24 protein-coding genes and 1 pseudogene are annotated in these 24,270 nt (G+C 64.1%); 5 read left to right on the plus strand and 20 right to left on the minus strand.

Features of this window, described 5'->3' with window-relative positions; translation table 11 throughout:
* Positions 1 to 71 precede the first annotated feature (71 nt).
* From FOM02_RS21745 to FOM02_RS21755, 3 genes are all read left to right on the plus strand, one after another.
* A complete protein-coding gene (locus tag FOM02_RS21745) occupies positions 72 to 1,184 on the plus strand; it encodes an AI-2E family transporter (protein ID WP_027561177.1) in 1,113 nt (370 codons plus the stop codon).
* 78 nt (positions 1,185 to 1,262) lie between these two features.
* Entirely contained in the window at positions 1,263 to 1,634 is a 372-nt protein-coding gene (locus FOM02_RS21750) for a DUF883 family protein (protein WP_027561178.1), read from the plus strand.
* 82 nt (positions 1,635 to 1,716) lie between these two features.
* Positions 1,717 to 2,172 (plus strand): hypothetical protein, encoded by a 456-nt coding sequence (locus FOM02_RS21755; protein WP_027561179.1) that lies wholly within the window; start codon positions 1,717 to 1,719, stop codon positions 2,170 to 2,172.
* A 2-nt stretch (positions 2,173 to 2,174) separates the two neighbouring features.
* Here FOM02_RS21755 and FOM02_RS21760 read toward each other — a convergent pair whose 3' ends face one another.
* From FOM02_RS21760 to FOM02_RS21770, 3 genes are read right to left on the minus strand one after another with little or no spacing between them, the layout of a single operon-like run.
* A complete protein-coding gene (locus FOM02_RS21760) occupies positions 2,175 to 2,357 on the minus strand; it encodes a hypothetical protein (RefSeq protein WP_051378226.1) in 183 nt (60 codons plus the stop codon).
* The gene (locus tag FOM02_RS21765) at positions 2,354 to 3,568 is read right to left on the minus strand and encodes a PepSY-associated TM helix domain-containing protein (protein ID WP_051378228.1); all 1,215 of its coding nucleotides are present in this window, start codon (positions 3,566 to 3,568) and stop codon (positions 2,354 to 2,356) included. Before FOM02_RS21765 ends, FOM02_RS21760 begins: the two co-directional genes overlap by 4 nt.
* A 9-nt stretch (positions 3,569 to 3,577) precedes the next feature.
* Entirely contained in the window at positions 3,578 to 5,692 is a 2,115-nt protein-coding gene (locus FOM02_RS21770; RefSeq protein WP_231164211.1) for a TonB-dependent siderophore receptor, read from the minus strand.
* 576 nt (positions 5,693 to 6,268) lie between these two features.
* Between FOM02_RS21770 and FOM02_RS21775 the strand changes: the two genes are divergently transcribed.
* Entirely contained in the window at positions 6,269 to 7,411 is a 1,143-nt protein-coding gene (locus tag FOM02_RS21775) for an OpgC domain-containing protein (protein WP_027561183.1), read from the plus strand.
* A 384-nt stretch (positions 7,412 to 7,795) separates the two neighbouring features.
* Here FOM02_RS21775 and FOM02_RS21780 read toward each other — a convergent pair whose 3' ends face one another.
* The 17 genes and pseudogenes from FOM02_RS21780 to urtA all read right to left on the minus strand — a co-directional run bounded on the left by FOM02_RS21780 (position 7,796) and on the right by urtA (position 22,538).
* Positions 7,796 to 7,957: a hypothetical protein gene (locus tag FOM02_RS21780; protein ID WP_265442306.1), complete on the minus strand. Its 162-nt coding sequence runs from the start codon at positions 7,955 to 7,957 to the stop codon at positions 7,796 to 7,798.
* A gap of 17 nt (positions 7,958 to 7,974) precedes the next feature.
* Entirely contained in the window at positions 7,975 to 9,630 is a 1,656-nt protein-coding gene (locus tag FOM02_RS21785) for an HWE histidine kinase domain-containing protein (RefSeq protein ID WP_027561185.1), read from the minus strand.
* Between the two features lie 299 nt (positions 9,631 to 9,929).
* Positions 9,930 to 10,553: an urease accessory protein UreG gene (gene ureG / locus FOM02_RS21790; protein WP_008131868.1), complete on the minus strand. Its 624-nt coding sequence runs from the start codon at positions 10,551 to 10,553 to the stop codon at positions 9,930 to 9,932.
* Positions 10,554 to 10,592: 39 nt separating this feature from the next.
* Positions 10,593 to 11,321 (minus strand): urease accessory protein UreF, encoded by a 729-nt coding sequence (locus FOM02_RS21795; RefSeq protein ID WP_265442200.1) that lies wholly within the window; start codon positions 11,319 to 11,321, stop codon positions 10,593 to 10,595.
* The gene (gene ureE, locus FOM02_RS21800) at positions 11,302 to 11,964 is read right to left on the minus strand and encodes an urease accessory protein UreE (protein ID WP_027561187.1); all 663 of its coding nucleotides are present in this window, start codon (positions 11,962 to 11,964) and stop codon (positions 11,302 to 11,304) included. Before ureE ends, FOM02_RS21795 begins: the two co-directional genes overlap by 20 nt.
* Before the next feature lie 14 nt (positions 11,965 to 11,978).
* Positions 11,979 to 12,278 carry a putative quinol monooxygenase gene (locus FOM02_RS21805; protein WP_027561188.1) on the minus strand — a complete coding sequence of 100 codons (300 nt, stop codon included), beginning with the start codon at positions 12,276 to 12,278 and terminating at the stop codon, positions 11,979 to 11,981.
* A 130-nt stretch (positions 12,279 to 12,408) separates the two neighbouring features.
* Positions 12,409 to 14,124, minus strand: coding sequence for an urease subunit alpha (gene ureC, locus FOM02_RS21810; RefSeq protein ID WP_027561189.1), 1,716 nt, complete (start codon positions 14,122 to 14,124; stop codon positions 12,409 to 12,411).
* 45 nt (positions 14,125 to 14,169) lie between these two features.
* Positions 14,170 to 14,691: a hypothetical protein gene (locus tag FOM02_RS21815; RefSeq protein ID WP_027561190.1), complete on the minus strand. Its 522-nt coding sequence runs from the start codon at positions 14,689 to 14,691 to the stop codon at positions 14,170 to 14,172.
* Positions 14,688 to 15,227 carry an HD domain-containing protein gene (locus FOM02_RS21820; protein ID WP_027561191.1) on the minus strand — a complete coding sequence of 180 codons (540 nt, stop codon included), beginning with the start codon at positions 15,225 to 15,227 and terminating at the stop codon, positions 14,688 to 14,690. Before FOM02_RS21820 ends, FOM02_RS21815 begins: the two co-directional genes overlap by 4 nt.
* A 57-nt stretch (positions 15,228 to 15,284) precedes the next feature.
* Entirely contained in the window at positions 15,285 to 15,590 is a 306-nt protein-coding gene (locus FOM02_RS21825) for an urease subunit beta (protein ID WP_026202067.1), read from the minus strand.
* A gap of 112 nt (positions 15,591 to 15,702) precedes the next feature.
* Complete coding sequence (locus FOM02_RS21830) at positions 15,703 to 16,005, minus strand: urease subunit gamma (protein WP_027553946.1); 303 nt, start codon at positions 16,003 to 16,005, stop codon at positions 15,703 to 15,705.
* A 24-nt stretch (positions 16,006 to 16,029) separates the two neighbouring features.
* The gene (locus FOM02_RS21835; RefSeq protein WP_416207777.1) at positions 16,030 to 16,839 is read right to left on the minus strand and encodes an urease accessory protein UreD; all 810 of its coding nucleotides are present in this window, start codon (positions 16,837 to 16,839) and stop codon (positions 16,030 to 16,032) included.
* A gap of 55 nt (positions 16,840 to 16,894) precedes the next feature.
* Positions 16,895 to 17,590: an urea ABC transporter ATP-binding subunit UrtE gene (gene urtE / locus FOM02_RS21840; RefSeq protein WP_027561193.1), complete on the minus strand. Its 696-nt coding sequence runs from the start codon at positions 17,588 to 17,590 to the stop codon at positions 16,895 to 16,897.
* A 3-nt stretch (positions 17,591 to 17,593) separates the two neighbouring features.
* Positions 17,594 to 18,355, minus strand: coding sequence for an urea ABC transporter ATP-binding protein UrtD (urtD, locus tag FOM02_RS21845; RefSeq protein ID WP_018646608.1), 762 nt, complete (start codon positions 18,353 to 18,355; stop codon positions 17,594 to 17,596).
* A 6-nt stretch (positions 18,356 to 18,361) separates the two neighbouring features.
* A complete protein-coding gene (gene urtC / locus FOM02_RS21850) occupies positions 18,362 to 19,528 on the minus strand; it encodes an urea ABC transporter permease subunit UrtC (protein ID WP_027561194.1) in 1,167 nt (388 codons plus the stop codon).
* Positions 19,525 to 21,134 (minus strand): annotated as a pseudogene (urtB, locus tag FOM02_RS21855) (urea ABC transporter permease subunit UrtB). The gene urtC and the pseudogene urtB overlap by 4 nt, the downstream one beginning before the upstream one ends.
* 81 nt (positions 21,135 to 21,215) lie before the next feature.
* Positions 21,216 to 22,538 carry an urea ABC transporter substrate-binding protein gene (urtA, locus tag FOM02_RS21860; RefSeq protein ID WP_027561196.1) on the minus strand — a complete coding sequence of 441 codons (1,323 nt, stop codon included), beginning with the start codon at positions 22,536 to 22,538 and terminating at the stop codon, positions 21,216 to 21,218.
* Positions 22,539 to 23,018: 480 nt separating this feature from the next.
* Here urtA and FOM02_RS21865 point away from each other — a divergent pair, with 480 nt between their 5' ends.
* Entirely contained in the window at positions 23,019 to 24,251 is a 1,233-nt protein-coding gene (locus FOM02_RS21865; RefSeq protein WP_265442201.1) for a DEAD/DEAH box helicase, read from the plus strand.
* Positions 24,252 to 24,270: the final 19 nt, after the last annotated feature.

Below are 24,270 nucleotides of genomic sequence, written 5' to 3' on the forward strand. Positions count from 1 at the left end.
AGCCCCACCGGGGCGTTGGACGATCAACAGTGAGTGGGCGCGCGGAAGCTTCCGTGCGGGAGAGAGATATTGTGCGCGTCCTTCCCAGTGAACGTCTGATTTCCGGTAACGGCGAAGGCGCCCCGCTCCCCGACAGCCATAGCGAATTGCCGCCGGTGATCCGCCGCACCGAATTCGTTGCCTTCGCGCTCGCGGGCCTGCTCCTGATCGCGATCGTGGCCGTGCTCTATGTCGGCAAGGCGTTCTTCCTCCCCGTGGTGATGGCCTTCGTCACCGGCACCATGCTGTCGCCGGCGGCAACCTTCCTGGAGAATCGCAAGGTGCCGCGCGGGCTTGGCGCCGTCCTGATCGTGGTCGCCGTGACCGCCGTGGTCGCCTTCGTCGTCGCGCTGATCGCCTCGCCGGTGATGGAATGGAGCTCGCGCCTCCCGGAGCTCGGCGCGCAGCTCAAGGACAAGCTGCACGTGTTCGACCGGCCTCTGTTGCTGTGGCGGGAGCTGCAGACCATGGTCGGCGGCTCGGAGGGATTGCCGAGCTTCCAGATGCCGAAATTCGAATGGGTGCAGCCGACACTGGAATTCCTGTCGCCGACCTTCACCGAATTCCTGTTGTTCTTCGTTACGCTGATCCTGTTCATCGCGAGCTGGCGCGATCTGCGGCGGGCGCTGATCATGACCTTCAGCGACCGCGACGCGCGGCTGCGGACGCTGCGGATCCTCAACGAGATCGAGGTCCATCTCGGCAATTACCTGCTGACCGTCACGCTCATCAATGTCGGCGTTGGGGTTGCCACCGGCATCGTCTGCGCGCTCACCCACATGCCCAATCCCGCCGGCCTCGGCGCACTGGCGGCAACCCTAAACTTCATCCCGATCATCGGGCCGATCGCGATGTTCGCCGTCCTGGTCGTGGTGGGGCTCGTCGCCTTCCCGACCATCAGCGGCGGCCTGCTTGCCGCCCTCGCCTTCGGCGGTATCACCTTCCTGGAAGGACACTTCGTCACGCCCACCATCATCGGGCGGCGGCTGGCGCTGAATGCGCTCGCCGTGCTGCTCGCGCTCGCGTTCTGGACCTGGCTGTGGGGGCCGATGGGCGCGTTCCTGTCCTCGCCGCTCCTGATCGTCGCGCTGATCCTGAAGGAGCATCTCCTGCCGCCGGATGCGCCGCAGCTGCCGCAGGACTGACCGGTTTCCGTGAACGGAACTTCCCCGGCGACGAAGCGTTTTCCGGCTATCTCAGCCGTCAACAGTTCGGAGCTCCTGATGTCCACGCCCAATGCCGATGCCGGGATCAGAGACTGGACCGACAAAGCCACCAGAGAACGCCTCGAGAAGGATGTAGCAGCCGTGAAAAGCGATATCGCCGCCCTCACCGACCAGATCACCGACGCGCTCAATACCTTTGCCAATTCCACCAGCAAGCAGGCCAGACGCGGCTACCGCCAGGCGCGCGAGAACATGGATTCGGCGATCGACGACATGTCGGACCGGGGCAGCGCGATGATGGGTGCTGCGCAGGACGCCTACGGGTCGATCGAGGAGACGCTCGAAGATGCGATCACGCAGCGGCCGCTCGCGACCGTGGGTCTCGCGCTCGGCATCGGCTTCCTGATCGGCGCCGCCTGGCGGCGGTAAGGTCCGCGGAACGGAATCGAGATAACGGCGGCGCGCTGTGGCGCCGCCGGCGGCGGCTTGTGGGGATTTGAGGAGCAAGGCCATGTTTCAGCGCATCATCGACGGGATCAATGCTTCCGCCGGCACGACCGTGCGGCTGACCTCCCTCGCCGCAGGCGCCGCATTCGCGCTGTTCATCACGACCTGCTTCCTGTGCGCGGCGGCGTTCATCTCGGTGCTCGAGAAATATGGTCCGGTGCAGGCGTGCCTCGCGGGGGCTGGCATTTTCTTCCTGCTGACCCTGACCGCGGCGGTGAGCTATTGGGCCTACAAGCGGCAATTGCGCAAGGAAGCCCACATCGCGGCCGAGCGCGCCGCGAAGTCGGCGGCGCACAGCATGCTTGCTGATCCCATGCTGCTCGCCACGGGGCTCCAGATCGTTCGCGCCATCGGAGTCAAGCGGCTCTTGCCGATCCTCGCCATCGGCGGCGTCGCACTCGGCATCATGGCGAGCCGCGCCAGCGTATCCGACGAGGCCTCGGCCGAGCCGGCAGAGTGACGTCACGCCCGGCTGCGGTTGATGCAGACCACGGCCACCGCGAGCGGCGTCGCCAGCGCGATCCACGACAGCGGCAGCCAGAAGCCGGTTTGACCAAGCAACGCGGAGAGCAGGCCGAAAATGCTCAAGGCTGCGAGCAGCGACGGCCAGCGCCAGATCAGGGCTAGCGAACGGCGTCCCGTCATTCCGCGGCACCTGGCGATGCCAGCGGCATGGCCGCCGCAGACCCCTCCTGCGCCCTGCTGGCCCGCGACCGCACAAACCAGAGATAAACTCCGCTGCCAAGCACCACGATCGTGGTGAGGTCAAGCAGCACCCAGATGATCTTCAGCGGCATGCCGCCGTAATCGCCGAAATGCAGCGGACGCGACAGCTCCAGCGCGCGCAGATACCAGGGCATGGTGACCGCGGCGACCAGCGCGCCGCTCCTGGCATCGACCAGCACCGGGCTGAACAGGCGCGAGGTCAAGGGCTCCCTGCCCTTGGTCCAGACCACGTAGTGGAACGGCGAGCCGAACGGCGCGCCCGGATACACCACGCTGGTGGTGGTCATGTCGGGGAATGCGGCCTTCACGGTGTCGTAGGCGGCCTGCGGCGAGGACAGTTCGGAGGTCTGCGGCACCGGCTTGCCTTGCAGCGGCGCCAGCATCGCGCGCACGTCGGTCTGCTGCCATAGCGCGAACAGAGGCGTCGAGAGCTCGTTGATCACGCCGGTGGCGCCGACCACCAGCGCCCAGCCGAGGGTGACGACGCCGAGCAGATTGTGCAGGTCCAGCCATTTCAACCGCCGCGACCGGGCCGCACGTACGGTGCCGAAATCAAGCTTGCGCATGAACGGCCCGTAGATCGCGATCCCCGAGACGATCGCGGCGATGAACAGCAGCGCCATCGCGCCGAGGAACAGCTCGCCCGCGAGCCCTGCGAAGAGATCACGGTGCAGCGACAACATCAGTTGCAGGAAGGTGAGCCCGTCCTCGCCGAACGGTTTCGTCTGCTTCAGCACGTCGCCGGTGTGGGCGTCGAACCGGATCGAATGGATCGCCCGGCGATTGGCCTTGAACGCCTCCCAGGAGCTCGCCATGAACACCATGATCTTGGGCTCGTCGTCATCGACGAACACCGAGATGATGGTCTCGCCGGGATACATTTTCCGGCTGGCTTCGACCACCCGGTCGAGACTGACATTGGGCGTGCCCTCCGCCACCTGGGCATAAGGCAAGGCGTCGTCGAGCAGGCCGTCGATCTCGTCGCGCAGCACCAGCGGCAGGCCCGTGATGCAGATCAGCAGCAGGAACAGCGTGCAGATCAGGCTCGACCATTTGTGCACGAACAGCCAGCGCCGCAGTGCGGGCTTGCGTTCATACACACGTTCCTCGAAGGCGGCCTGCTCGCTCATCCCGTTCCTCTACCAGCGGTAGCGCAGCGTCGCAATCACGTTGCGGCGCAGGCCGTAATAGCAGCCGATGTCCTGGCAGAGCGTGACGTAAGTCTTGTCGAAGATGTTGGTGGCGTTGATCTGTGCCGAATAGCCCTTGAACATCGGCCCCAGCGCCGAGAAATCATAATGGAGCGAGGCATCGAACAGCGTCACGGCCGGGACGTAGAACGTGTTGGCGGTCGTGCCCGGCGTCTCGCCCACGTAGCGGACGCCACCGGAGAGACCAAAGCCGTCGAGCGGGCCGCTGCGGAAGGTGTAATCGGCCCAGGCCGCTGCCGAATTCATGGGCATGCCGACGGGATGCCTGCCGAGCTGGGTTGGCGTGTTGCTCCGTGTCACGACGTTGTCGAGATAGGTGTAGGAGGCCAGCAGCGTCAGCTCGCGGTTGACCTCGGTCTTGGCCTCGAGCTCAATGCCGCGCGAACGGATCTCGCCGGTCTGGACACGCTGTCCGACGCCGTGGGACGGATCGGTATCCGGTGTCAGCACGTTCTGCTGGATCAAATTGTACGCCGCGATCGTGTAGAGTGATTTGGCATTGGGCTGATACTTGATGCCCACTTCCTCCTGCTGGCCGGTCGTCGGCGCGAACGGACTGCCAGCGAAGGTCGTGCCGGCAATCGGCTGGAACGACTCGGTGTACTGGATGTAGGGCGCGATTCCGTTGTCGAACTTGTAGAGCAGCGCGCCGCGCTTGGTCACCGCGGTATCGGATTTCGGCGCGATCGCGGTGACGCCGCTCGCATAGGTCAGTGTTTCCGTGCGGGACTGCGCCAAATCGTGGCGGATACCGAGCAACGCGACCCAACGATCGAACTTGATCTGGTCCTGCGCATAGACGCCGAGCTGATCAAGGCTCTGATGGACGTTCGTCGTGTAAGGCACCGGCCCGATCGATACCCCGTAAACCGGATTGAACGCATTGATCGCGGGGACGACCGTGAGGCTGCCATTGAGCCGGTTGTCGGTGGCGTGGAGGTAGTCGAGGCCGGCGAGCACGGTATGCTCGAACGGGCCGGCATTGAACTTCGTCTCGACCTGGTTGTCGGCGTTGATGGAGCGGATGACCTCCTGCGTCGTGAAAGCGCCGCGCGCGAGGTTGGTCGGATCGGTCTGGCTGCCGTTGGGAGACACCACCGCGAAATCGGTGCTGAGGTCCATGTAGCGGACGTTCTGGCGAACCTTGAGATTGTTGTTGAAGCTGTGCTCGAGCTGATATCCGACCATGCCGAGGGTACGGTCGGTCTTGTCGAAATTCGGCTCGCCGGAATAGAAGCTCGTCGGGATGTAGCTTCCCTTGTAGGGCGTGATGGTGCCGATGCCATTCGGCGGCAATTGATTGTAGAAGCCGGCCTTGGGATCGCGCTGATAGGTGCCGAGCACGGTCAGCGTGGTGTCGTTGTCGGGGCGCCAGGTCAGCGACGGCGCGATCGAGATACGCTGATACTCGACGTGGTCGACCTGGCTGTTGACGTCGAAGCCGGACGCCGTGAAGCGGTAGAGGAACTCCTTGTTCTTGTCGATCGGGCCGGAGAGATCGACGCCCCCTTGCGCGCGGCCATAGCTGCCGGTTGACACGAACATCTCGTGATAGGGCTCCAGCGTCGGACGCTTCGAGACGAGATCGACGATGCCGCCGGGCGATGACTGGCCGTACAGCACCGATGCCGGCCCATGCAGGATTTCGACGCGTTCGAGATTGAAGGGCTCGATGATCGGATAGGCAAACACGCCGAAGTTCAGGATCCGCTGCGAATCCAGGTACTGGTCTGCCAGGAAGCCGCGAATATAAACATTGTCGAAGCGCGCGTCTGCGCCGGTCGTCTCGCTGCGCACGCCCGGTGAATAGCGGACCGCCTGCGCGATGCTCTGCGCAGCCTGGGCCTGGATCTGGTCCTGGGTCACGACGGAGATTGCGACGGGCGTCTCGATCAGCGCCGCATCGGTCTTGGTGCCGGTGCCGCTGCGGGTTGCGACCATGCCATCGACGTGGCCGAAGGCCGTTTCCTTGCGGCCTGCTCCGGATCCAGCCTCGGTTGCGGCCGCAGCAGCGGCGCCGGCGGGCACATTCGAGCGTCGCACCGTTCGCGCGCGGGCCGCGTTGCTTCGGCGCGAAGGTGATGCGTTCGCACCTTTCGGAGGTGCGCTTCCCTGCACGGTGACCGGGCTGAGCTCGGTGGGCGCCGCCGTCGATGATTGTGCCGCCGCCCCCGTCGCAATGATCAAAACAACTGAGCTGACGGCCCCCACGAGCCGCCAGCGCCCCACTTCCAAAACGCCCACTGCAACTTCCCCAATTCCGACGGCCGCGCATGCATGCAGCCGGACCAAGGAGGTACCGCAGCGGTTCAACCTTGCCTGCTAGAAGGCCTCCAGCCTGGAGATTTTCCATTTCTAGACTTGAGAAGCGCTGCAACCACGCGCAGAACCATGCAGCGCCGCCGCGGAAGGTCTCTCGTAAGCCGAAGACAGAACGGCCCTCTTTCCGAAAATTGCGTCCCGGGCGGGGGTAAGCGCGGGCCCGCCACCACGCCGGCTCGCGTTGCGCAATTTTTCACCAGCCGGGACAAAACCGGCCCCGCTCACGCAAACGCTACTCGGACGGGCTGGCGGTTGCCGCTAAAAGCAGCGCCCTGATTCCAAAAGAAATATTTAGCAATGAAGCCGTCGGTTAAGGCGAACCTCGCCGCATTCCATCACGACGCCAGGCTCTATTTGACGCTCGGTATCGCCAACTGGTCGGTGTTCGTCGATCACATCCCGAACAACGTCGTCAATTTGCTGACGCTGCGCAATTTCGGCTTCAGCGGCGCCGCGGACCTGTTCGTGTTCGTCGTCGGTTATGGCGTCGCCATCATCCATGGACGGATGGCGCTGGAGCGCGGCTATCTCGTCGCCGCGACGCGCATCTTCCGCCGCGTCTGGCGGCTCTACGCGGCCTATGTCGTGCTGTTCGTGATCTATATCGACACCATCGCCTATGTCGCATCGCAGTCGATGGCGCCGGAGATCATCCACGAATACAATATCTCCGGGATTCTCGAGCACCCGCTGCGCATCCTGGTGCGCGGCCTCGTGCTGCAGGAGGAGCCGCTGAACCTCGACCTGCTGCAACTGATGATCCCGCTGATGGCATTCTTTCCGCTCGTGCTGTGGGGGCTGCTGCGGCGGCCGAACGTGACGCTCGGTGCATCGGTCGCGCTGTATTTGGCGGCGCGCTGGTTCGACTGGAATTTCCGGGTCTATCCCGATCAGGAGTGGACCTTCAATCCGCTGTGCTGGCAGATGCTGATGGTGCTGGGCGGCTGGTTCGCCGTGACGGGCGCGCCCGGCCGGGCGCTGCGCGGCATGTCCTGGCTGCGGATCCTCGCCGGCGTCTATCTCATCTTCGCGATGGCTGTCACGCTGATGCGCCATTCGCCGGCCTTGTCCGCCTACCTGCCGGACGTCTTCCTCAGCGGCATCACGCCGACCGACAAGGAAAACCTCGCGCCCTATCGCGTGGTCCATTTCCTCGCGCTCGCCTTCCTCGCGACCCATCTCATTCCGGCCGATCATCCCGGCCTGAATTGGCGGCCGCTTCAGGCGGTGATCACGTGCGGCGAGGAATGGCTCGCGGTGTTCTGTATCGCCGTGTTCCTGTCCTTCGCCGGCCATCTCATCTTGATCACCGGGCCGAACCTGATGGTGATGCAGATCGCGGTGAGCCTCGTCGGCTTCGCCGCGCTAACCGGAGTTGCCTATTACATCTCCTGGTCCAAGCGGCAGGACCTGCCGGCGGCCTTGCGCCAGCAGGCCTAAAGCGCGATGAGATCAGGATGAATCGTCATCGCGCTTTAGGTCGTTGTTTGAGCATGATCTTTTCGGAAAACCGCTGCACACTTTTCCGGATCATGCTCTAGAACAGCCAATGCGCGAACTGCGCCAGCTTGATCCCGCCGCACACGATCATGGCCCACAGCGCCAGGCTGACCTGGATTGCATCCAGCATATCCACACTCCCCCGCGAATCACGTCCCGACTTTTTTCTTTTGAGAATGCGCGAAGCGCCGACATGCGCCAGTGATAATTGGAGGCAGTTGTTGTGCGCCGCCGAACCGGCGGCGACAGGCGCAGCTAGCTAATCCCCAAAACAAAAGAGGCGGGCCTAAGCCCGCCTCTTCGCTTCAAAGCTCGTCTGGATCGTCAGTAGCAGGCGCGGGGATCGGCCTGCACGTACTGGCCGTTCGGATAGCGGTAGTAGCAATTGCCCTGGGCGAGATAATAGCCCGGGCGCGAGGCCGCCGTGGCGCCGGCGATGGCGCCGGTGGCGCCCAAACAACAAGCTAAAGCGCGATGACGATTCATCCTGATCTCATCGCGCTTTAGCCGCGCACAGGCCTTACCGGCGCCGAGATCTTGTCGGTGCGATCGCGCTCGGTCATGTCGACCACCGTCTCCATCGGCGCGGTCAGCTCGTAGACATAGGAGACGTCGGTGAAGAAGCGCTTGGCGGTGCCGCCGAGCGCCTCGGGCGCAACGCGGTCGAGCAGGATCAGGCCGAAATCGGAATCCGGGCGGCGCGTCGCCTCGCTGGTGTTGAACTCCTCCCAGCGGAAATGGAAGACCTCGTCGGGCGCCTCGCCCGTCACCGTCCAGTTGGCGGTGATGTGCGGATGCTTGCCGACCAGCGACAGGCCCTCGTCGGAATGTGAGGCGAGCTCGAAGAACAGCAGCGACAGGCTCTGCGCCGCGCGCGCGCTGACGGCGATGTCGGGACCGGTGACGGCGATGCGATCCGCATGCGGGATGGCCCGCGCCTCGAACAGGCCCTTCAGCTTGACGCCCTGCCACTGGCTCTCGCTGAGCAGCGAGACCACGTTGGACATGGCATGGATGCGGCCGATCAAAAGCTCGCGCGCGACGTCGATGTCCGAGCCGTGGCGCAGCGTCCGCGTCACGATCGACTGGATCACCGCCAGGATGTTCTTGACCCGGTGGTTGAGCTCGTCGATGACCGCGGTCAGCCGCCGCTCGAAGCCGATCCGCACCTGGATCTCGCGGCTGAGCCGCAAATTGTTGTAGGCGACATAGCCGAACAGGCCGCAGACCATCGCAGTGATGGCAAAGCCAATCGCGGCCACGATGATCGCGGTCTGCTCTGCGCGCCGCGCCGAGTTGGTCTTGGCGTAGTAGCTGAGCTGCCAGTCGCGGCCGCCGAAGCTCACCGTGCGCGTCGCCGACGGCGCCGGCCCGTCCGCCGCCGCAATGCGCGTCGAGACCACGCCCTGGTCGTTGGCGATCAGCTCGCCGCCTTCCCTGCGCGGGTCCTTGAGCGCGACCGAGAACAACGACATGTCGTCATTGGTCAGCATCAACGATGCGAGTTCGTAAGAAAATGTGACGAAGCCGACCGGCACGGTCGCGCCTTCGGGAATGACCGGAGCTGCGACGATCACGCCGATCGGCCCGTTCGGATGCAAGAGCGGCACCGGATCGGAGGCGACCGACCTCTTCTCGACCCGGGCGCGGGTGAGCATCGCGCTGCGCACCGGGTCCTGATCATAGCTGCGGCCGGGCAGCATTTTGGTCTCGTCGCTGCGCGGCTCGAGATCCATCAGCACGTCGATCGGCTGGGTGAGGCCGGTGATCGGCTTGTCGTTGTAGTCGCGGATCTCAGGCCTCGGGAAGCCGGCGGCCGAGATCGCGGCCTGCGCCGCAGCGAGCTCGTTCGGCTGAAGGCGGGCGACCCAACCGGCCACCACGAAATCGGTCTTGAAGGCGTAGATGGCCGAGCGCAGCGGCTCCAGCATGTTCGGCTTGAGCACCGATGGCGCGCGGAACAGGCCTGAGGCGACGCGCGCGAGCAGCTCGCGCTCGGTCAGCCGGTCCTGGACGAGGCTGGCATGAACGTCGATCGCCCGCGCGAGCGCGATCCGGTCCAGCGCCAGCTCCTGGTCGTGAACGCGATAGGCCGCCAGCCCGGAGAGCAAGGCTCCGAGCAGAGCGATGAAACCGATGATGAAACCCAGCCGGACCACGCGACTACTCAGGCGAAAGCAGCAGGTCGACAATAAGCACGGAGCATATGAACGCCGCTCGAACGGCCATGTGCCGAAACAGGGTGAACCCCAGTGGCGGAGATAATGAAGGAGGAGGCATCAGTACGCAACTTGGGTCGCCCGAAAAGCTTAATTCGTCCGGCCGATGGTCTGGCCGGGATTAACCTTCCCCCGGGCACCGGAGGTAATTAATCGCCGTGTCCGAAATTTGTTCCGCCTGGTGCGCTCTGCCCCAGGTGTTAACGGCGAAAAGCGCCTGCGTAACGTCGTCGCGTCCGTCAGCCCGCCCGTTTCAGGCCGCCTTTGGCCTCGATGAAGCCGACGATGCGGTCGAGCCCCTCGCTCTTTTTCAGGTTGGTCATGACGAAGGGGCGCTCGCCGCGCATGCGCCGCGCGTCCGTATCCATCTTCTCCAGGGAGGCGCCGACATGGGGCGCGAGGTCGATCTTGTTGATGACCAGCAGGTCGGACCGGGTGATGCCGGGGCCGCCCTTGGACGGGATCTTGTCGCCGGCCGCGACGTCAATGACGTAGATGGTGAGGTCGGCCAGCTCCGGGGAAAAAGTGGCAGCGAGATTGTCGCCGCCGGATTCGATCAGCACGAGATCGAGACCGGGGAATTTTGCGCGCATGTCGGCGACAGCGGCGAGATTCATCGAGGCGTCCTCGCGGATCGCGGTGTGCGGGCAGCCGCCGGTCTCGACGCCGGCGATGCGGTCCGGCGTCAGCGAGCCCGAGCGCACAAGGAATTCCGCATCCCATTTGGTGTAGATGTCGTTGGTGATCGCGGCGATGTCATAGCGCTCGCGCATGGTCTTGCAGAGCAAGTCCATCAGCGCGGTCTTGCCCGATCCGACGGGGCCGCCGACGCCGACACGCAAGGGGCCGTGGGATTTCGACATGTGACTTGCTCTCTCTTGCTGGATCGAAGGCCGCAACGCTCAGGAACGAAACAGCCGTGTATATTGCGTCTCGTGCCGCAGACTGGCGAGATCGGCGCGGAACGTCGCGCTGCCGAGATCGTCCAGTGTCGCATTCAGCGCCCGATTGGCGGTGGCGGCCACCTTGGCTTCCAGCTTCACCAGCACGCGCTGGCTGTCGGTCTGACCGAGCGGAATGAGGCGGCTTGCCGCCGAGATCCAGTTCGAGACCAGCGCATGCAGGAAGGCGTGCAGCGTCGGCGCCAGAGGAACGCCGTGCATCGCTGCGACGACGCCGACCGCGACGGGATAGACCAGTGGCGCGCGGCATGCCGCGACCAAGGCATCCAGGCCGTCTGCATCCCACGCGGCCCGGGCGATGTCGACGAAGGCCCGTCCCTGCGAGGTCGTCTCCAGTTGCCGCTCGCGCGACGGCACGAAGGCCGCGGCAAGCTCGGCAATATCGCTCAGGGCGGCCTCTTCACCCGCCTCCGTGGCCCGATAGGCATGAACCAGAAACGTCGCATCGCAAAAGCCGGAGCCATCGGCGAGCATCGCCTCGAGCCAGTCGGCGAGCGTCGCGATGTCTGTGATATCGCCCGCCTCGACCGCCCATTCGATGCCGCTGGAATAGGAGAAGCCGCCGACGGGAAACGCCGGCGACAGCCAGGTCATCAGCCGGTACAGCGCCGCCGCCTCGCCCTCGGCGAGGTCGCGGGCACTGGCCGGCTCATTTGTGGTCATGAGCATGCTTGTGGCCGTGGTGATGGTCTGGATGGTCGCAATGCTCGTCGTGGTGATGGTGGTGATCGTGTCCATGGTCATGCGCGGCATGATCATGGTGATGGTGGTCATGGCCGTGATGATCGTGGTGGTCGTGATCGTGATCATGGTGATGATGACCGTGACCGTGGTGCGCGTGATCATGATGAGCATGATCATCGTGCCCATGCGCATGACCGGCATCGGCGTAAGCGCCGCCTTCGGGATCGAACGGCGCCTCGATCTCGACCACGCGCGCACCGAGGCCCTTCACCATGGCCTCGATGACGTGGTCGCGACGGATGCGCAGGGCCTTGGCCATGATCTGCGTCGGCAGATGACGGTTCCCGAGATGCCAGCCGACGCGGATGAGATGGTGCGGATCGCGGCCGCGGATCTCGAGCAACGGCTCGGGCGCAGCGACCACCTCGACCAGCTTTCCGTCTTCCAGCACCAGCGCATCGCCGCCGCGCAGCGCGACGGCGTTCTCCAGGTCGAGCAGGAATTCGAGGCCGCGCGTCCCCGTCATCGCCATGCGGCGGCGGTGCCGATCGTCGAAATCGAGCACGACCGTATCCGCCGGTGCTTCCGTGAAGCGGTGCTGTCCCTTAACCTGCGTCGCCCGGATCATTCGCTTCTACCCTGTTACCGCACTTCGACCTTCTCGGGCGTGATCACCTCGATCTTCGGCGGCGCCGTGAAGCACTTCACCGCGACGCGGCCGAACGTCTTCATGTGCTCCATGGCACGATGCGGCACCAATGCCTCGGCATTCTCCCACTGCTCGACGAACACCATCTTGCTGGGATCAGTGACGCTCTCGTGCAAATCATAGGCGATATTGCCGGGCTCCTTCCGCGTCTCCTTGATGCAGGCGGTGGCGGCTGCGATGAATTCGGCGCGCGTTTCGGGCTTGATGGTCAGGGTGGCAACGACGTAGATCACGAGAAATCCTCCCGGCTTTTCTTCTCTGAGGTTACGATACCGGGCGGGACATTAGACCAGGCGGGATCGAACGCAAAACCCGAAAAGCCGTCCCCGGACATGTTCCGGGGACATGCGTTGAGCCGCTATTTCAGTACATGAAATATCGCTGCGCCATCGGCAGCACCTCGGCGGGGGCGCAGGTCAGGAGTTCGCCGTCGGCGCGGACCTCATAGGTCTCCGGATCGACCTCGATATCGGGCGTGGCGTCGTTGTGGATCATGCTCTTCTTCGAGATCTTTCCGCGGGTGTTCTGGACCGCATAGAGCTTCTTCTCGATGCCGAGCTTTCGCGCGAGGCCGCCGGTGACCGCGGCTTTCGAGGTGAAGACGACGGAGGACGCGGTGCGCGCCTTGCCGAAGGCGCCGAACATCGGCTGGTAATGCACCGGCTGCGGTGTCGGGATCGAGGCGTTGGGATCGCCCATGGGAGCTGCGACGATGGTGCCGCCCTTGACGACGCAGTCCGGCTTGACGCCGAAGAAGGCCGGCGACCACAGCACGAGATCGGCAAGTTTGCCCTTCTCCACCGAGCCGATCAGTTTCGACACGCCGTGCGCAATCGCCGGGTTGATCGTATACTTGGCGATGTAGCGCTTGACACGAAAGTTGTCGTTGTCCTTGCCCTTGTCCTGCGGCAGCGACCCACGCTGCTTCTTCATCTTGTCGGCAGTCTGCCAGGTCCGGATGATGACCTCGCCGAGCCGGCCCATGGCTTGCGAGTCCGAGGACATCATCGAGAGCGCGCCGAGATCGTGCAGGATGTCCTCTGCCGCGATGGTCTCCTTGCGGATGCGGCTCTCGGCGAACGCCAAATCTTCCGCGATCGCGGGATCGAGGTGGTGGCACACCATCAGCATATCCAGATGCTCGTCGATCGTGTTGCGCGTGAACGGGCGCGTCGGGTTGGTCGAGGACGGCAGCACGTTCTTGAGCCCTGCGACCTTGATGATATCGGGGGCGTGGCCGCCGCCGGCGCCTTCTGTGTGGAAGGCGTGGATGGTGCGGCCCTTGAAGGCCTTGATCGTGTCTTCGACGAAGCCGGATTCGTTCAGCGTATCGGAATGCAGCATGACCTGGACGTCGTGATCATCGGCCACCGACAGGCAGTTGTCGATCGCGGCCGGCGTGGTGCCCCAATCCTCGTGCAGCTTCAGCGCACAGGCGCCGGCCTTGATCATCTCGACCAGCGCTGCGGGACGCGAGGCGTTGCCCTTGCCGGAGATGCCGAGATTGACCGGGAAGGCATCGAACGACTGGATCATCCGCCCGATGTGCCAGGGGCCCGGGGTGCAAGTGGTCGCGAAGGTGCCGTGCGAGGGACCCGTGCCGCCGCCCAGCATCGAGGTGACGCCGCTCATGAGCGCGTGTTCGATCTGCTGCGGGCAGATGAAATGGATGTGGCTGTCGAAGCCGCCGGCGGTGAGGATTTTTCCTTCGCCCGCGATCACGTCCGTGCCGGGGCCGATGATGATGGTGACGCCCGGCTGGATATCGGGATTGCCGGCCTTGCCGATCGCCGAGATCATGCCGTCCTTGATCGCGACGTCGGCTTTCACGATGCCCCAGTGATCGAGGATCAGCGCATTGGTGATGACGGTATCGGCTGCGCCCTGCTTGTTGGTGACCTGCGATTGCCCCATGCCGTCGCGGATCACCTTGCCGCCGCCGAACTTCACCTCCTCGCCATAGGTGGTGAAATCCTTCTCCACCTCGATGATGAGGTCGGTGTCGGCCAGCCGCACCCTGTCGCCGGTGGTCGGGCCGAACATGTCGGCATAGACGGAACGCTTGATCTTCACGGACATGCTTGAACCCCCATCATTCCGATACGTGCAGCCGCGATCTCGCACTCACTTCGTGGAGCTCGCGCAAAGATCGAGAAATTTGCCGACATTGTCGAGACCAACCTTGAATTCCTCGTGGACCTCGGCCTTGCCGAACTTGAAGTCGATGACACCATCGCGCTTGAAGCGGTCGAACATCTTGTGGCTGACTTGAACGCCGAATTTGTAGCGCCATCCGTCGATGAAAGAATAAAACAGATCGATGGTCGCGGATTCCGCATTGGCATCCGGCGCTACGTTGATCCAGGGTGCCTGATCTGTCCGGATCCTCTCCGCCATGACCGTGCGAATGCCCTCCTTGGCTTCGCCTTCGATGCTGACGTAGCCGGTCTTCTGGGTGCAGGACAGCAGCGGCAGGCCGAAAGCGTCACCGGGCTCGTCGGTATCTGCAATCGCAAGAAGTGCGTCCGTTCCCTGGTCGAACAGACGCCATCGAGCCTCGTCCGCATTGGCCTGCGGCGGGCCAAACGAGAGGCCTACGCACGCCGAAAGGGCACAACGTTTCGCCAGCGCGGCAAGCTGACTCACAGCAAAGCCCTCGCTGCTTTCACGGCATCGTCGAATTTCGTGTCGAGCCATGGATTGCCGCCGCGACAGCCGGCGACCACCTGCTCGGCCCAACCGGTGTAGTCGGCGAGATCGTCGCGCTCCTCGTTGGTCGGATCGGTCTGAATGCGGGCGCCGATATTGCTGATCTTGTCGGCGATCTTGATCAGCTTTGCGCCGGGGGATTTGTGCGGAGCGTCCTCGATCTGCTTCTGCCGCCGCTCGGCTTTCGGCAGGCTCATGTCATCGGTGCATTCGACGACGAGGGAGGCGACACGCTCTGAGAATGTCTGCGCAAGCTCTTCGCGTGTGGTGTCGGTGTCCTCGATCGTATCGTGCAACCAACCGGCCGCAACCAGCTCGGCATCGGCCCCGTCGGTCGCGCTCGCGAGCAGGTTCGCGACCTCGGCGAGATGATTGATATAGGGCTCGTTGCCGCGCCCCTTGCGCGCCATGCCGTTGTGGCGGCGCGCAGCGAGTTCAGCAGCTTCGGAGATGAGGCGAATTGGCGACAGCATGGCAAATTCCTCCGTTTTCGCCTCAACGGTGCCGCGTCATGCTCGTTCCTGTTGAGCTCACAGCTTCCCCATGACGTCGCCGCGGAAGCCATAGATGGTCTTCTTGCCGGCCATCGCGACGAGCTGGACGTCGCGGGTCTGGCCGGGCTCGAAGCGGACGGCGGTGCCGGCGGCGATGTCGAGGCGCATGCCGCGGGCTTTCTTGCGGTCGAACTTCAGCGCGGGGTTGGTCTCGAAGAAATGGTAGTGCGAGCCGACCTGGATCGGGCGGTCACCGGTGTTGGCGACCGTGAGCGTCACGGTCTTGCGGCCCGCATTGAGCTCGATCTCGCCGTCCTGGATGAAGAGTTCGCCGGGGATCATTCTATCCTCCTCGTCATTCCGGGGCTCGCGCAGCGAGAAGGCCGGAATCTCGATCAACAATTTCTGGATTCCGGGTTCGCCCTGCGGGCGCCCCGGAATGACGAATTCAAAACTACCTGATCGGCTCGTGCACGGTGACGAGCTTGGTGCCGTCAGGAAAAGTCGCCTCGACCTGGATGTCGTGGATCATCTCGGGAATGCCCGGCATCACCTGGTCGCGGGTCAGCACCTGCGCGCCTGATTGCATCAGCTCGGCGACAGTGCGGCCGTCGCGCGCGCCTTCGAGAATGAAATCGGAGATGATCGCGACCGCCTCGGGGTGGTTGAGCTTGACGCCGCGGTCCAGCCGGCGGCGGGCCACGATGGCGGCCATCGAGATCAGAAGCTTGTCCTTTTCGCGGGGAGACAGGTTCATGAAAAATCTCTTCCGTTCAACGCATCAATTCAGCCAGAGCCGCGGCAAGGCCGCACCGGTGCGCGCCAGCACCGCCATCATGTCGGCGCGCAAGCGCGCCGCATCTTGGGCACAGAACCGCGCCATTGCAAAGCCATTCCAGGCCGAGATTCCGACCTCGCCGGAGAATGAATCCGAGGCCTCGCGGATTTTTTCGACCAGGGCCTCATCGCCAGGGACGATCAGCGCCGTGCCGATCGCGGCGCCGCCTTTGGCTACGGCGGATCGCCCAAGCTTGGCGCCTATATTGCCATCGAGCCGGACCGTCTCGGCGAACACCAGCTTCCCGCCGCGACGCAGCCGCCAGCGGTCGACGAACTCGCCCTGCTCCATCCGCTCGCCCATCGCGGTGCGGCCGAATACGACAATTTCACAAAGCAGGAGCGACGCCGCGCTATCGAGCTCGATGTCGAAACGGCGATGGACCCGGGCGCGATCGAACAGGATGGTCTCCTGGGGCAGCCAGGCGAGATGCGCACCCGCCGCGACTTTCAAGCCGATGTTGAGCTGCGCCGCCGCGCCCGGCGCGCGATAGACCTTTTCGGCGGCCGCCGTGGTCAATGTCAGGCGCGCGGCATCGGCGGCCGCGATCTCGATGTCGAAACGATCGCCGCCGGCGACTCCGCCGGCGGTGTTGACGAACACGCCGGACAGCCCCTCGCCTTCCGGCGACGGAAACCGTACGCGCAGCGAGCCGGATTCATGCAAGGTCCCGCGTCGCGTGACGCCATCGCGGGCATGGACATCGAAACGCACCGCGCCACGGGCGCGGTTCGCCTCGAAAACTCCGGACATGGCTGATAGCTCACTGCGCATCCGCCTCCCCAGCCGGTCGCGGCAAATTTCCGGGCTACAGCGCCATCTGGCGGCTGATCTCGCTCGGGTCGAGATTGGAGCGGTCGCAGGTGAACTTCACCGCGCCGCGATCCATCACCGCGAAACTGTCGCCGAGTTCGCAGGCAAAGTCGAGATATTGTTCGACCAGCACGATGGCGATGTTGCCGAGGTTTCGGAGATACGAGATGGCGCGGCCGATGTCCTTGATGATCGAGGGCTGGATGCCCTCGGTCGGCTCGTCGAGCAGCAGCAGTTTTGGCCGCATCACCAGCGCGCGGCCGATCGCGAGCTGCTGCTGCTGGCCGCCGGAGAGGTCGCCGCCGCGGCGGCCGAGCATGGATTGCAGCACCGGGAACAGCGAGAACACGTCGTCCGGAATGTGCTTGTCCTCGCGCTTGAGCGGGCCGAAGCCGGTCTTGAGGTTCTCCTCGACCGTCAAGAGCGGAAATATCTCGCGGCCCTGCGGCACGAAGCCGATGCCCTTGCGGGCGCGCTCATAGGGCTTGAGGCCGGTGATGTCGCTGCCGTCGAGCACGATCGCGCCCGAGGAGATCGGGTATTGCCCGACCATGGCGCGCAGCAGCGAGGTCTTGCCGACGCCGTTGCGTCCGAGCACGCAGGTCACCTTGCCGGGCTCCGCCGAAATCGACACACCGCGCAGCGCCTGCGCCGCGCCGTAGAACAGGTTGATGTCCTTGACCTCAAGCATTGCTCAGCGTCCCAGATAGACTTCGATGACCCGCTCGTTGGACGAGACCTGGTCGATGGTACCTTCCGCCAGCACCGTGCCTTCGTGCAGGCAGGTGACCTTGACGCCGAGCTCGCGCACGAATGTCATGTCGTGCTCGACCACCATCACGGTGTGGGTCTTATTGATCTCTTTCAAGAGCTCCGCGGTGAGATGCGTCTCGACGTCGGTCATGCCCGCGACGGGCTCGTCGACGAGGAGCAGCTTCGGATCCTGCGCCAGCAGCATGCCGATCTCGAGCCACTGCTTCTGGCCGTGGCTGAGGCTGCCGGCGAGGCGGTTGCGCGCCTCGGTGAGGCGGATCGTCTCCAGCACCTTGTCGATGCGCTCGGACTCCGCCTTGCTGCCGCGCCAGAACAGCGTGCCGCGGACCGAGTGATCGACGTTGAGCGCGAGCAGGAGATTGTCCTGCACGGTCTGGCTCTCGAACACGGTTGGCTTCTGGAATTTGCGGCCGATACCGAGCTCGGCGATGCGGGTCTCGTCGAGCCGCGTCAGGTCCGTGACGCCGTCGAACAGCACCGTGCCCTCGTCGGGCTTGGTCTTGCCGGTGATGATGTCCATCATCGTGGTCTTGCCGGCGCCGTTCGGGCCGATGATGGCGCGCATCTCGCCGGGTTCGAGCGTCAGCGACAGGTTGTTGATGGCGTGGAAGCCGTCGAACGAGACGTGCACGCCGTCCAGGTAAAGCATTGCGGAGGTCGCGCGGGTATCCATGACGTTCATGACCGCTTACTCCGCCATCTTCGGTTGGGTGACGCCGTCTTCAGCCGCGGCGCTCGCCGAAGTCGCCGCGCGCTTTTCCTTTGTCTGGTCCCACCAGGCATTGAAGGTACCGACGATGCCCTTGGGCAGCAGCAGCGTCACCAGGATGAACAGCGCACCCAGCATGAACAACCAGTACGGCGCGAGCACGCCGGAGGTGAAGAACGTCTTGGCGTAGTTGACGACGACGGCGCCGAGCGCAGCGCCGACCAGCGTGCCGCGGCCGCCGACCGCGACCCAGATCACCGCCTCGATCGAATTGCCGGGGGCGAACTCACTGGGATTGATGATGCCGACCTGCGGGACGTAGAGCGCGCCGGCGACACCGGCCATGCACGCCGACACCGTGAACACGAACAGCTTGTAGGACTCGACGCGGTAGCCGAGGAAGCGCGTGCGCGATTCCGCATCGCGCACCGCGATCAAGACCTTACCGAGCTTGGACGAGACGATGGCGCGGCAGATCAGGAAGCCGGTGATCAGCGCCAGGCAGCTCAGCGCGAACAGCGCCGCGCGGGTGCCTTCGGCCTGCACGTTGAAGCCGAGGATGTCCTTGAAGTCGGTCAGGCCGTTGTTGCCGCCGAAGCCGAAATCGTTGCGGAAGAAGGCGAGCAGCAGCGCATAGGTCATCGCCTGCGTGATGATCGACAGGTACACGCCGGTGACGCGGGAGCGGAAGGCGAGCCAGCCGAAGCAGAAGGCGAGCAGGCCGGGCACGACCAGCACCATCAGCGCCGCGAACCAGAACATGTCGAAGCCGTACCAGTACCAGGGCAGCTTCTGCCAGTTCAGGAACACCATGAAGTCGGGCAGAACAGGATTGCCGTAGACGCCGCGGGTGCCGATCTGCCGCATCAGGTACATGCCCATCGCGTAGCCGCCGAGCGCGAAGAAGGCGCCGTGGCCGAGCGAGAGGATGCCGCAATAGCCCCAGATCAAATCGATCGACAGTGCCAGGATGGCGTAGCAGACATATTTGCCCCACAGCGCGACCAGGTAAGTCGGCACCTGAAGGAACGAGCCTGCGGGCAGCAGCAAATTGGAGAGCGGGATGAGGATGCCGCAGGCCGCGACGATCGCAAGGAAGATCGTCGCACCGCGGTCCAGCGATCGGGTCAGCATGTGAGGGGTCATGCTTCCACCGCACGGCCCTTGAGCGCGAACAATCCGCGCGGGCGCTTTTGAATGAACAGGATGATGAGAACGAGGATTGCGATCTTGCCGAGCACGGCGCCGGCGACCGGCTCCAGGAACTTGTTGGCAATGCCGAGCGTGAAGGCGCCAACCAGCGTGCCCCAGAGATTGCCGACCCCGCCGAACACCACGACCATGAAACTGTCGATGATGTAGCTCTGGCCGAGATTCGGGCTGACATTGTCGATCTGCGACAGCGCCACGCCGGCAATGCCGGCAATGCCCGAGCCGAGACCGAAGGTCAGCGCATCGACGCGCGAGGTCGCGATGCCCATCGAAGCCGCCATGCGGCGGTTCTGCGTCACCGCGCGCATCTCGAGACCGATCGCGCTGTAGCGCAGCATCGCCAGCAGGATCGCGAACACGGCGAGCGTGAAGCAGAGGATCCAGAGCCGGTTATAGGTGATGGTGATCTGGCCGAGCTCGAAGGCGCCGCTCATCCAGGAGGGGTTGCCGACCTCGCGATTGGTCGGGCCGAACATGGTGCGCACGGCCTGCTGCAGCACCAGTGACAGACCCCAGGTCGCGAGCAGCGTCTCCAGCGGACGGCCGTAGAGGAAGCGGATGATGCTGCGTTCGATCAAGACGCCGATCGCGCCGGCGACGAGGAAGGCGAGCGGCACGGCGATCAGCAGCGAATAGTCGAACAATGCGGGATAACGCGTGCGGATCACCTCCTGCACGACGAAGGTGGTGTAGGCCCCTAACATCACCATCTCGCCATGGGCCATGTTGATGACGCCCATCACGCCGAAGGTGATGGCAAGGCCAATCGCGGCGAGCAGCAGCACCGAGCCGAGCGAGAGGCCGTACCAGGCGTTCTGCACCGTGGACCAGACCGCGAGCGACGACTGGATCGAGCTGATCGCGCTGGCCGCGGCTTTGGTCGACCGAGGCCGGCTGATCGCCCATGCCGGTGAGCAGCGCCAAGGCCTCCTGGTCGCCGCGCGCCTTGAGGGTCGCCGACCGCCTCGAGCTTCTCGACCTCGCTGGCGTCGGACTTGAACAGCAGGATCGCCGCGCGGGCCTCGCCGAGCGCCGCCTTGACCGATTTGTTGGTCTCCTTGGCGAGCGCGGCATCGACCGCGTCGAGCGCGGTCTCCTCGTGCGACTTGAAGACGGATTGCGCGGCCTGGAGGCGCGTCGCCAGATCCGGCGATTGCAGCGTCAGGCTGCCCAGCGCTGCGTCGACGCTGCGGCGCAGGCGGTTGTTGAGACGCACCGCGCTCGCACTGTCGGGAACGCTGGCGACGGGCTCGCCGGTTGCGGCGTCGATCGACTTGCCGTCGGCACCGGTGACGTAAACCTTCTTGCTATCGGGATCGGCCATGAGGCGGCCGTCCTGGAGCGCGCTGATGATCGGGAAGGCCAGCTTGTTGCCACTGCCGGCGATCACGCCGATCGCCTCTTCCGTGTCGGAAAACTCGTCGTTGGCGAATTTGGCGACCGCATCCTCGAACGGGCCGGCGAAGGCCGGCAGCGCGAACGCGATCAGGAATAGCGAGAGAACAAACGTACAGAGACGAGCGGATAGATTGGTTGGCACTGTGGATCACCCCGGCAGAAGTGGGGAGAAGACGGCGGAATAGCCGTCTTCTCCCATCGTGCGATAGACGTCAGGTCCGGATCAGGAGCCGGAGCCGAGGCACTTGTTGGTCTTGGTGTTGAAGTTGCCGCACTTCTTGCCGACCCAGTCGCCGATCAGGTCCTTGGAGCCGTCGAGCTCCTTCGACCAGGCATCGCCGGCAACGAGGCTCGGGGTCTTCCAGACCACGTCGAACTGGCCGTTGCCCTTGATCTCGCCAATGAACACCGGCTTGGTGATGTGGTGGTTCGGCAGCATCTTCGAGGTGCCGCCGGTCAGGTTCGGCGCCTCGATGCCGGGAAGCGCGTCGATCACCTTGTCCGGATCGGTCGACTTCACCTTCTCGACGGCCTTCACCCACATGTTGAAGCCGATCACGTGCGCTTCCATCGGGTCGTTGGTCACGCGCTTCGGGTTCTTGGTGTAGGTCTGCCAGTCCTTGATGAACTTCTCGTTGGCCGGGTTCTTGATCGACTCGAAGTAGTTCCAGGCGGCGAGATGGCCGACCAGCGGCTTGGTGTCGATGCCGGCGAGCTCTTCCTCACCCACCGAGAACGCGACCACCGGGATGTCCTTGGCCTTGATGCCCTGGTTGCCGAGCTCCTTGTAGAAGGGAACGTTGGCGTCGCCGTTGATGGTCGAGACCACCGCGGTCTTCTTGCCGGCCGAGCCGAACTTCTTGATGTCAGCGACGATCGTCTGCCAGTCGGAATGACCGAACGGCGTGTAGTTGATCATGATGTCTTCCTGGGCGACACCCTTGGACTTCAGATAGGCTTCCAGGATCTTGTTGGTGGTTCGCGGATAGACGTAGTCGGTGCCCGCGAGCACCCAGCGCTTCACCTTCTCTTCCTTCATCAGATAGTCGACGGCGGGGATCGCCTGCTGGTTCGGCGCAGCGCCCGTGTAGAACACGTTACGCTCGGACTCCTCGCCCTCGTACTGCACGGGATAGAACAGGATGTTGTTGAGCTCCTTGAACACCGGCAGCACCGACTTGCGCGACACCGAGGTCCAGCAGCCGAACACGACCGAGACCTTGTCCTTGGTGATCAGCTCGCGGGCCTTCTCGGCGAACAGCGGCCAGTTCGAGGCGGGATCGACCACGACGGCCTCGAGCTTCTTGCCGAGCACGCCGCCCTTCTTGTTCTGCTCGTCGATCAGGAAGAGGATGGTGTCCTTCAGCGTAGTTTCGCTGATGGCCATAGTGCCGGACAGGGAATGAAGCACGCCGACCTTGATGGTGTCGTCCGCGGCCTTCGCACCGGAAATGGAAGCCAGGCCGAGCATCAGGCCGGCGGTCGCGGCGAGCACGCCGCGGCGGCTGAATGATGCCGCTATATCGTGAGTGGATTTGTTAAACATGAGTGTCTCGTCTCCCTGACGCAGGCGTGAATACGCTGCGAAACGGCCCCACGGCCGCCTGCGATTAACGGAATCGCAAGAACCGTGCCATGCCCGAGGCACCCACCAAGCTTTTGTTATTGCTTAAAGAATTGCCATTAATCAAAGTTTCGCCGCAGTCATATCGCCTAAATAACGAGCAATTGAAATGTATGCGAAAGCGGCAGGCAGATCATTTCGTAAGCAAAATGTCCCCTCTGGCTAAATTTCCGGCATAACTATTTCTGCACCGCAATCGCCGTTTCGGGCACGCTTGCCTTGAAAGCGCCCGCTCAATGTTCCATATGAGCAAGCGAAACCTCTTGCGAATCAAGGGGTCGTAGCGAGCCGCGTGTTCTTAAGCCCCCTTCGGGCCTCTGGCTTGCCCCATATCTCCCAAGCCATCCGACACCCCAAACACGCAGGTGTCTTCTCGACACCCTTTTGCGTACGCCGCGCCAGATGCGCCGGGCGTCCGCTTTTGACATGGAAAGAACCCGTCTTTTGACTTCGTTTCAGGACTTCGGCCTCGCCGAACCGATCGCCCGCGCTCTTCGCGAAGAGAATTACGTCACTCCCACCCCGATCCAGGCTCAAACCATTCCGCTGGCGCTGACCGGCCGCGACGTGGTCGGCATCGCCCAGACCGGCACCGGCAAGACCGCGTCATTCGCGCTGCCGATCCTGCATCGCCTGCTCGAGAACCGCATCAAGCCGCAGCCGAAGACGGCCCGCGTCCTGGTGCTGTCGCCCACCCGGGAACTGTCCGGGCAGATCCTCGACAGCTTCAACGCCTATGGCCGCCACATCCGCCTGTCCTCGACGCTCGCCATCGGCGGCGTGCCGATGGGCCGACAGGTCCGTTCCCTGATGCAGGGCGTCGACGTGCTGGTCGCGACCCCGGGCCGCCTGCTCGATCTCGTGCAGAGCAACGGACTGAAGCTCTCGAGCGTTGAATTCCTCGTGCTCGACGAGGCTGACCGCATGCTCGACATGGGTTTCATCAACGACATCCGCAAAATCGTCGCCAAGCTGCCGATCAAGCGGCAGACGCTGTTCTTCTCGGCCACCATGCCGAAGGACATCGCCGAGCTTGCCGATTCCATGCTGCGTGACCCCGCCCGCGTCGCGGTGACCCCGGTCTCCTCGACCGCCGAGCGGATCAACCAGCGCATTCTCCAGGTTGATTTCTCGGCCAAGCCGGCCTTCTTGACCAAGCTGCTGAAGGACGAAGGCTACCGAACGTGCTCGGGGCTGCATGGTTCGAGACGCCCGCTTTCGTGGGCTGCCCCCCGCCGCCGCAACAACGACAGGCCGGCCGGCGGCCGCCCGGGCCAGCGTCCGCAGGGCGCACGGCACGGTGACGGACGGCGTACCGACGAAAGGCATGCCGACGGCCGACACCACAGCGCCGGCCGGCAGGGCGAAGGACGGCATGTCGACGGAAGGCCCGGCGAAGGACGCCATGTCGAGGGCAGACCTGTTGATGGCAGGCCCGGTGAAGGCCACAAGGCCTCCAAGGGGTCTCGCCGTCGCCGCGGTTCCGGTGGTAAGATGAACTCCTCACCAACCGATCGGTCGGAACAGCGTCCCGCGCATAGCGCAGGCAAGCCTGATGGAATACAAGGCGTTGCCTTTTTGCGTCGCGAGAGCCGTCCCGCCGGTCGACCGAACCGCAATCCTCATTCGCACTAGCCGTCCACCGACTGGAGAC

This window comes from Bradyrhizobium sp. SEMIA, from assembly GCF_014844175.1.
Taxonomy (GTDB): Bacteria; Pseudomonadota; Alphaproteobacteria; order Rhizobiales; family Xanthobacteraceae; genus Bradyrhizobium; species Bradyrhizobium arachidis.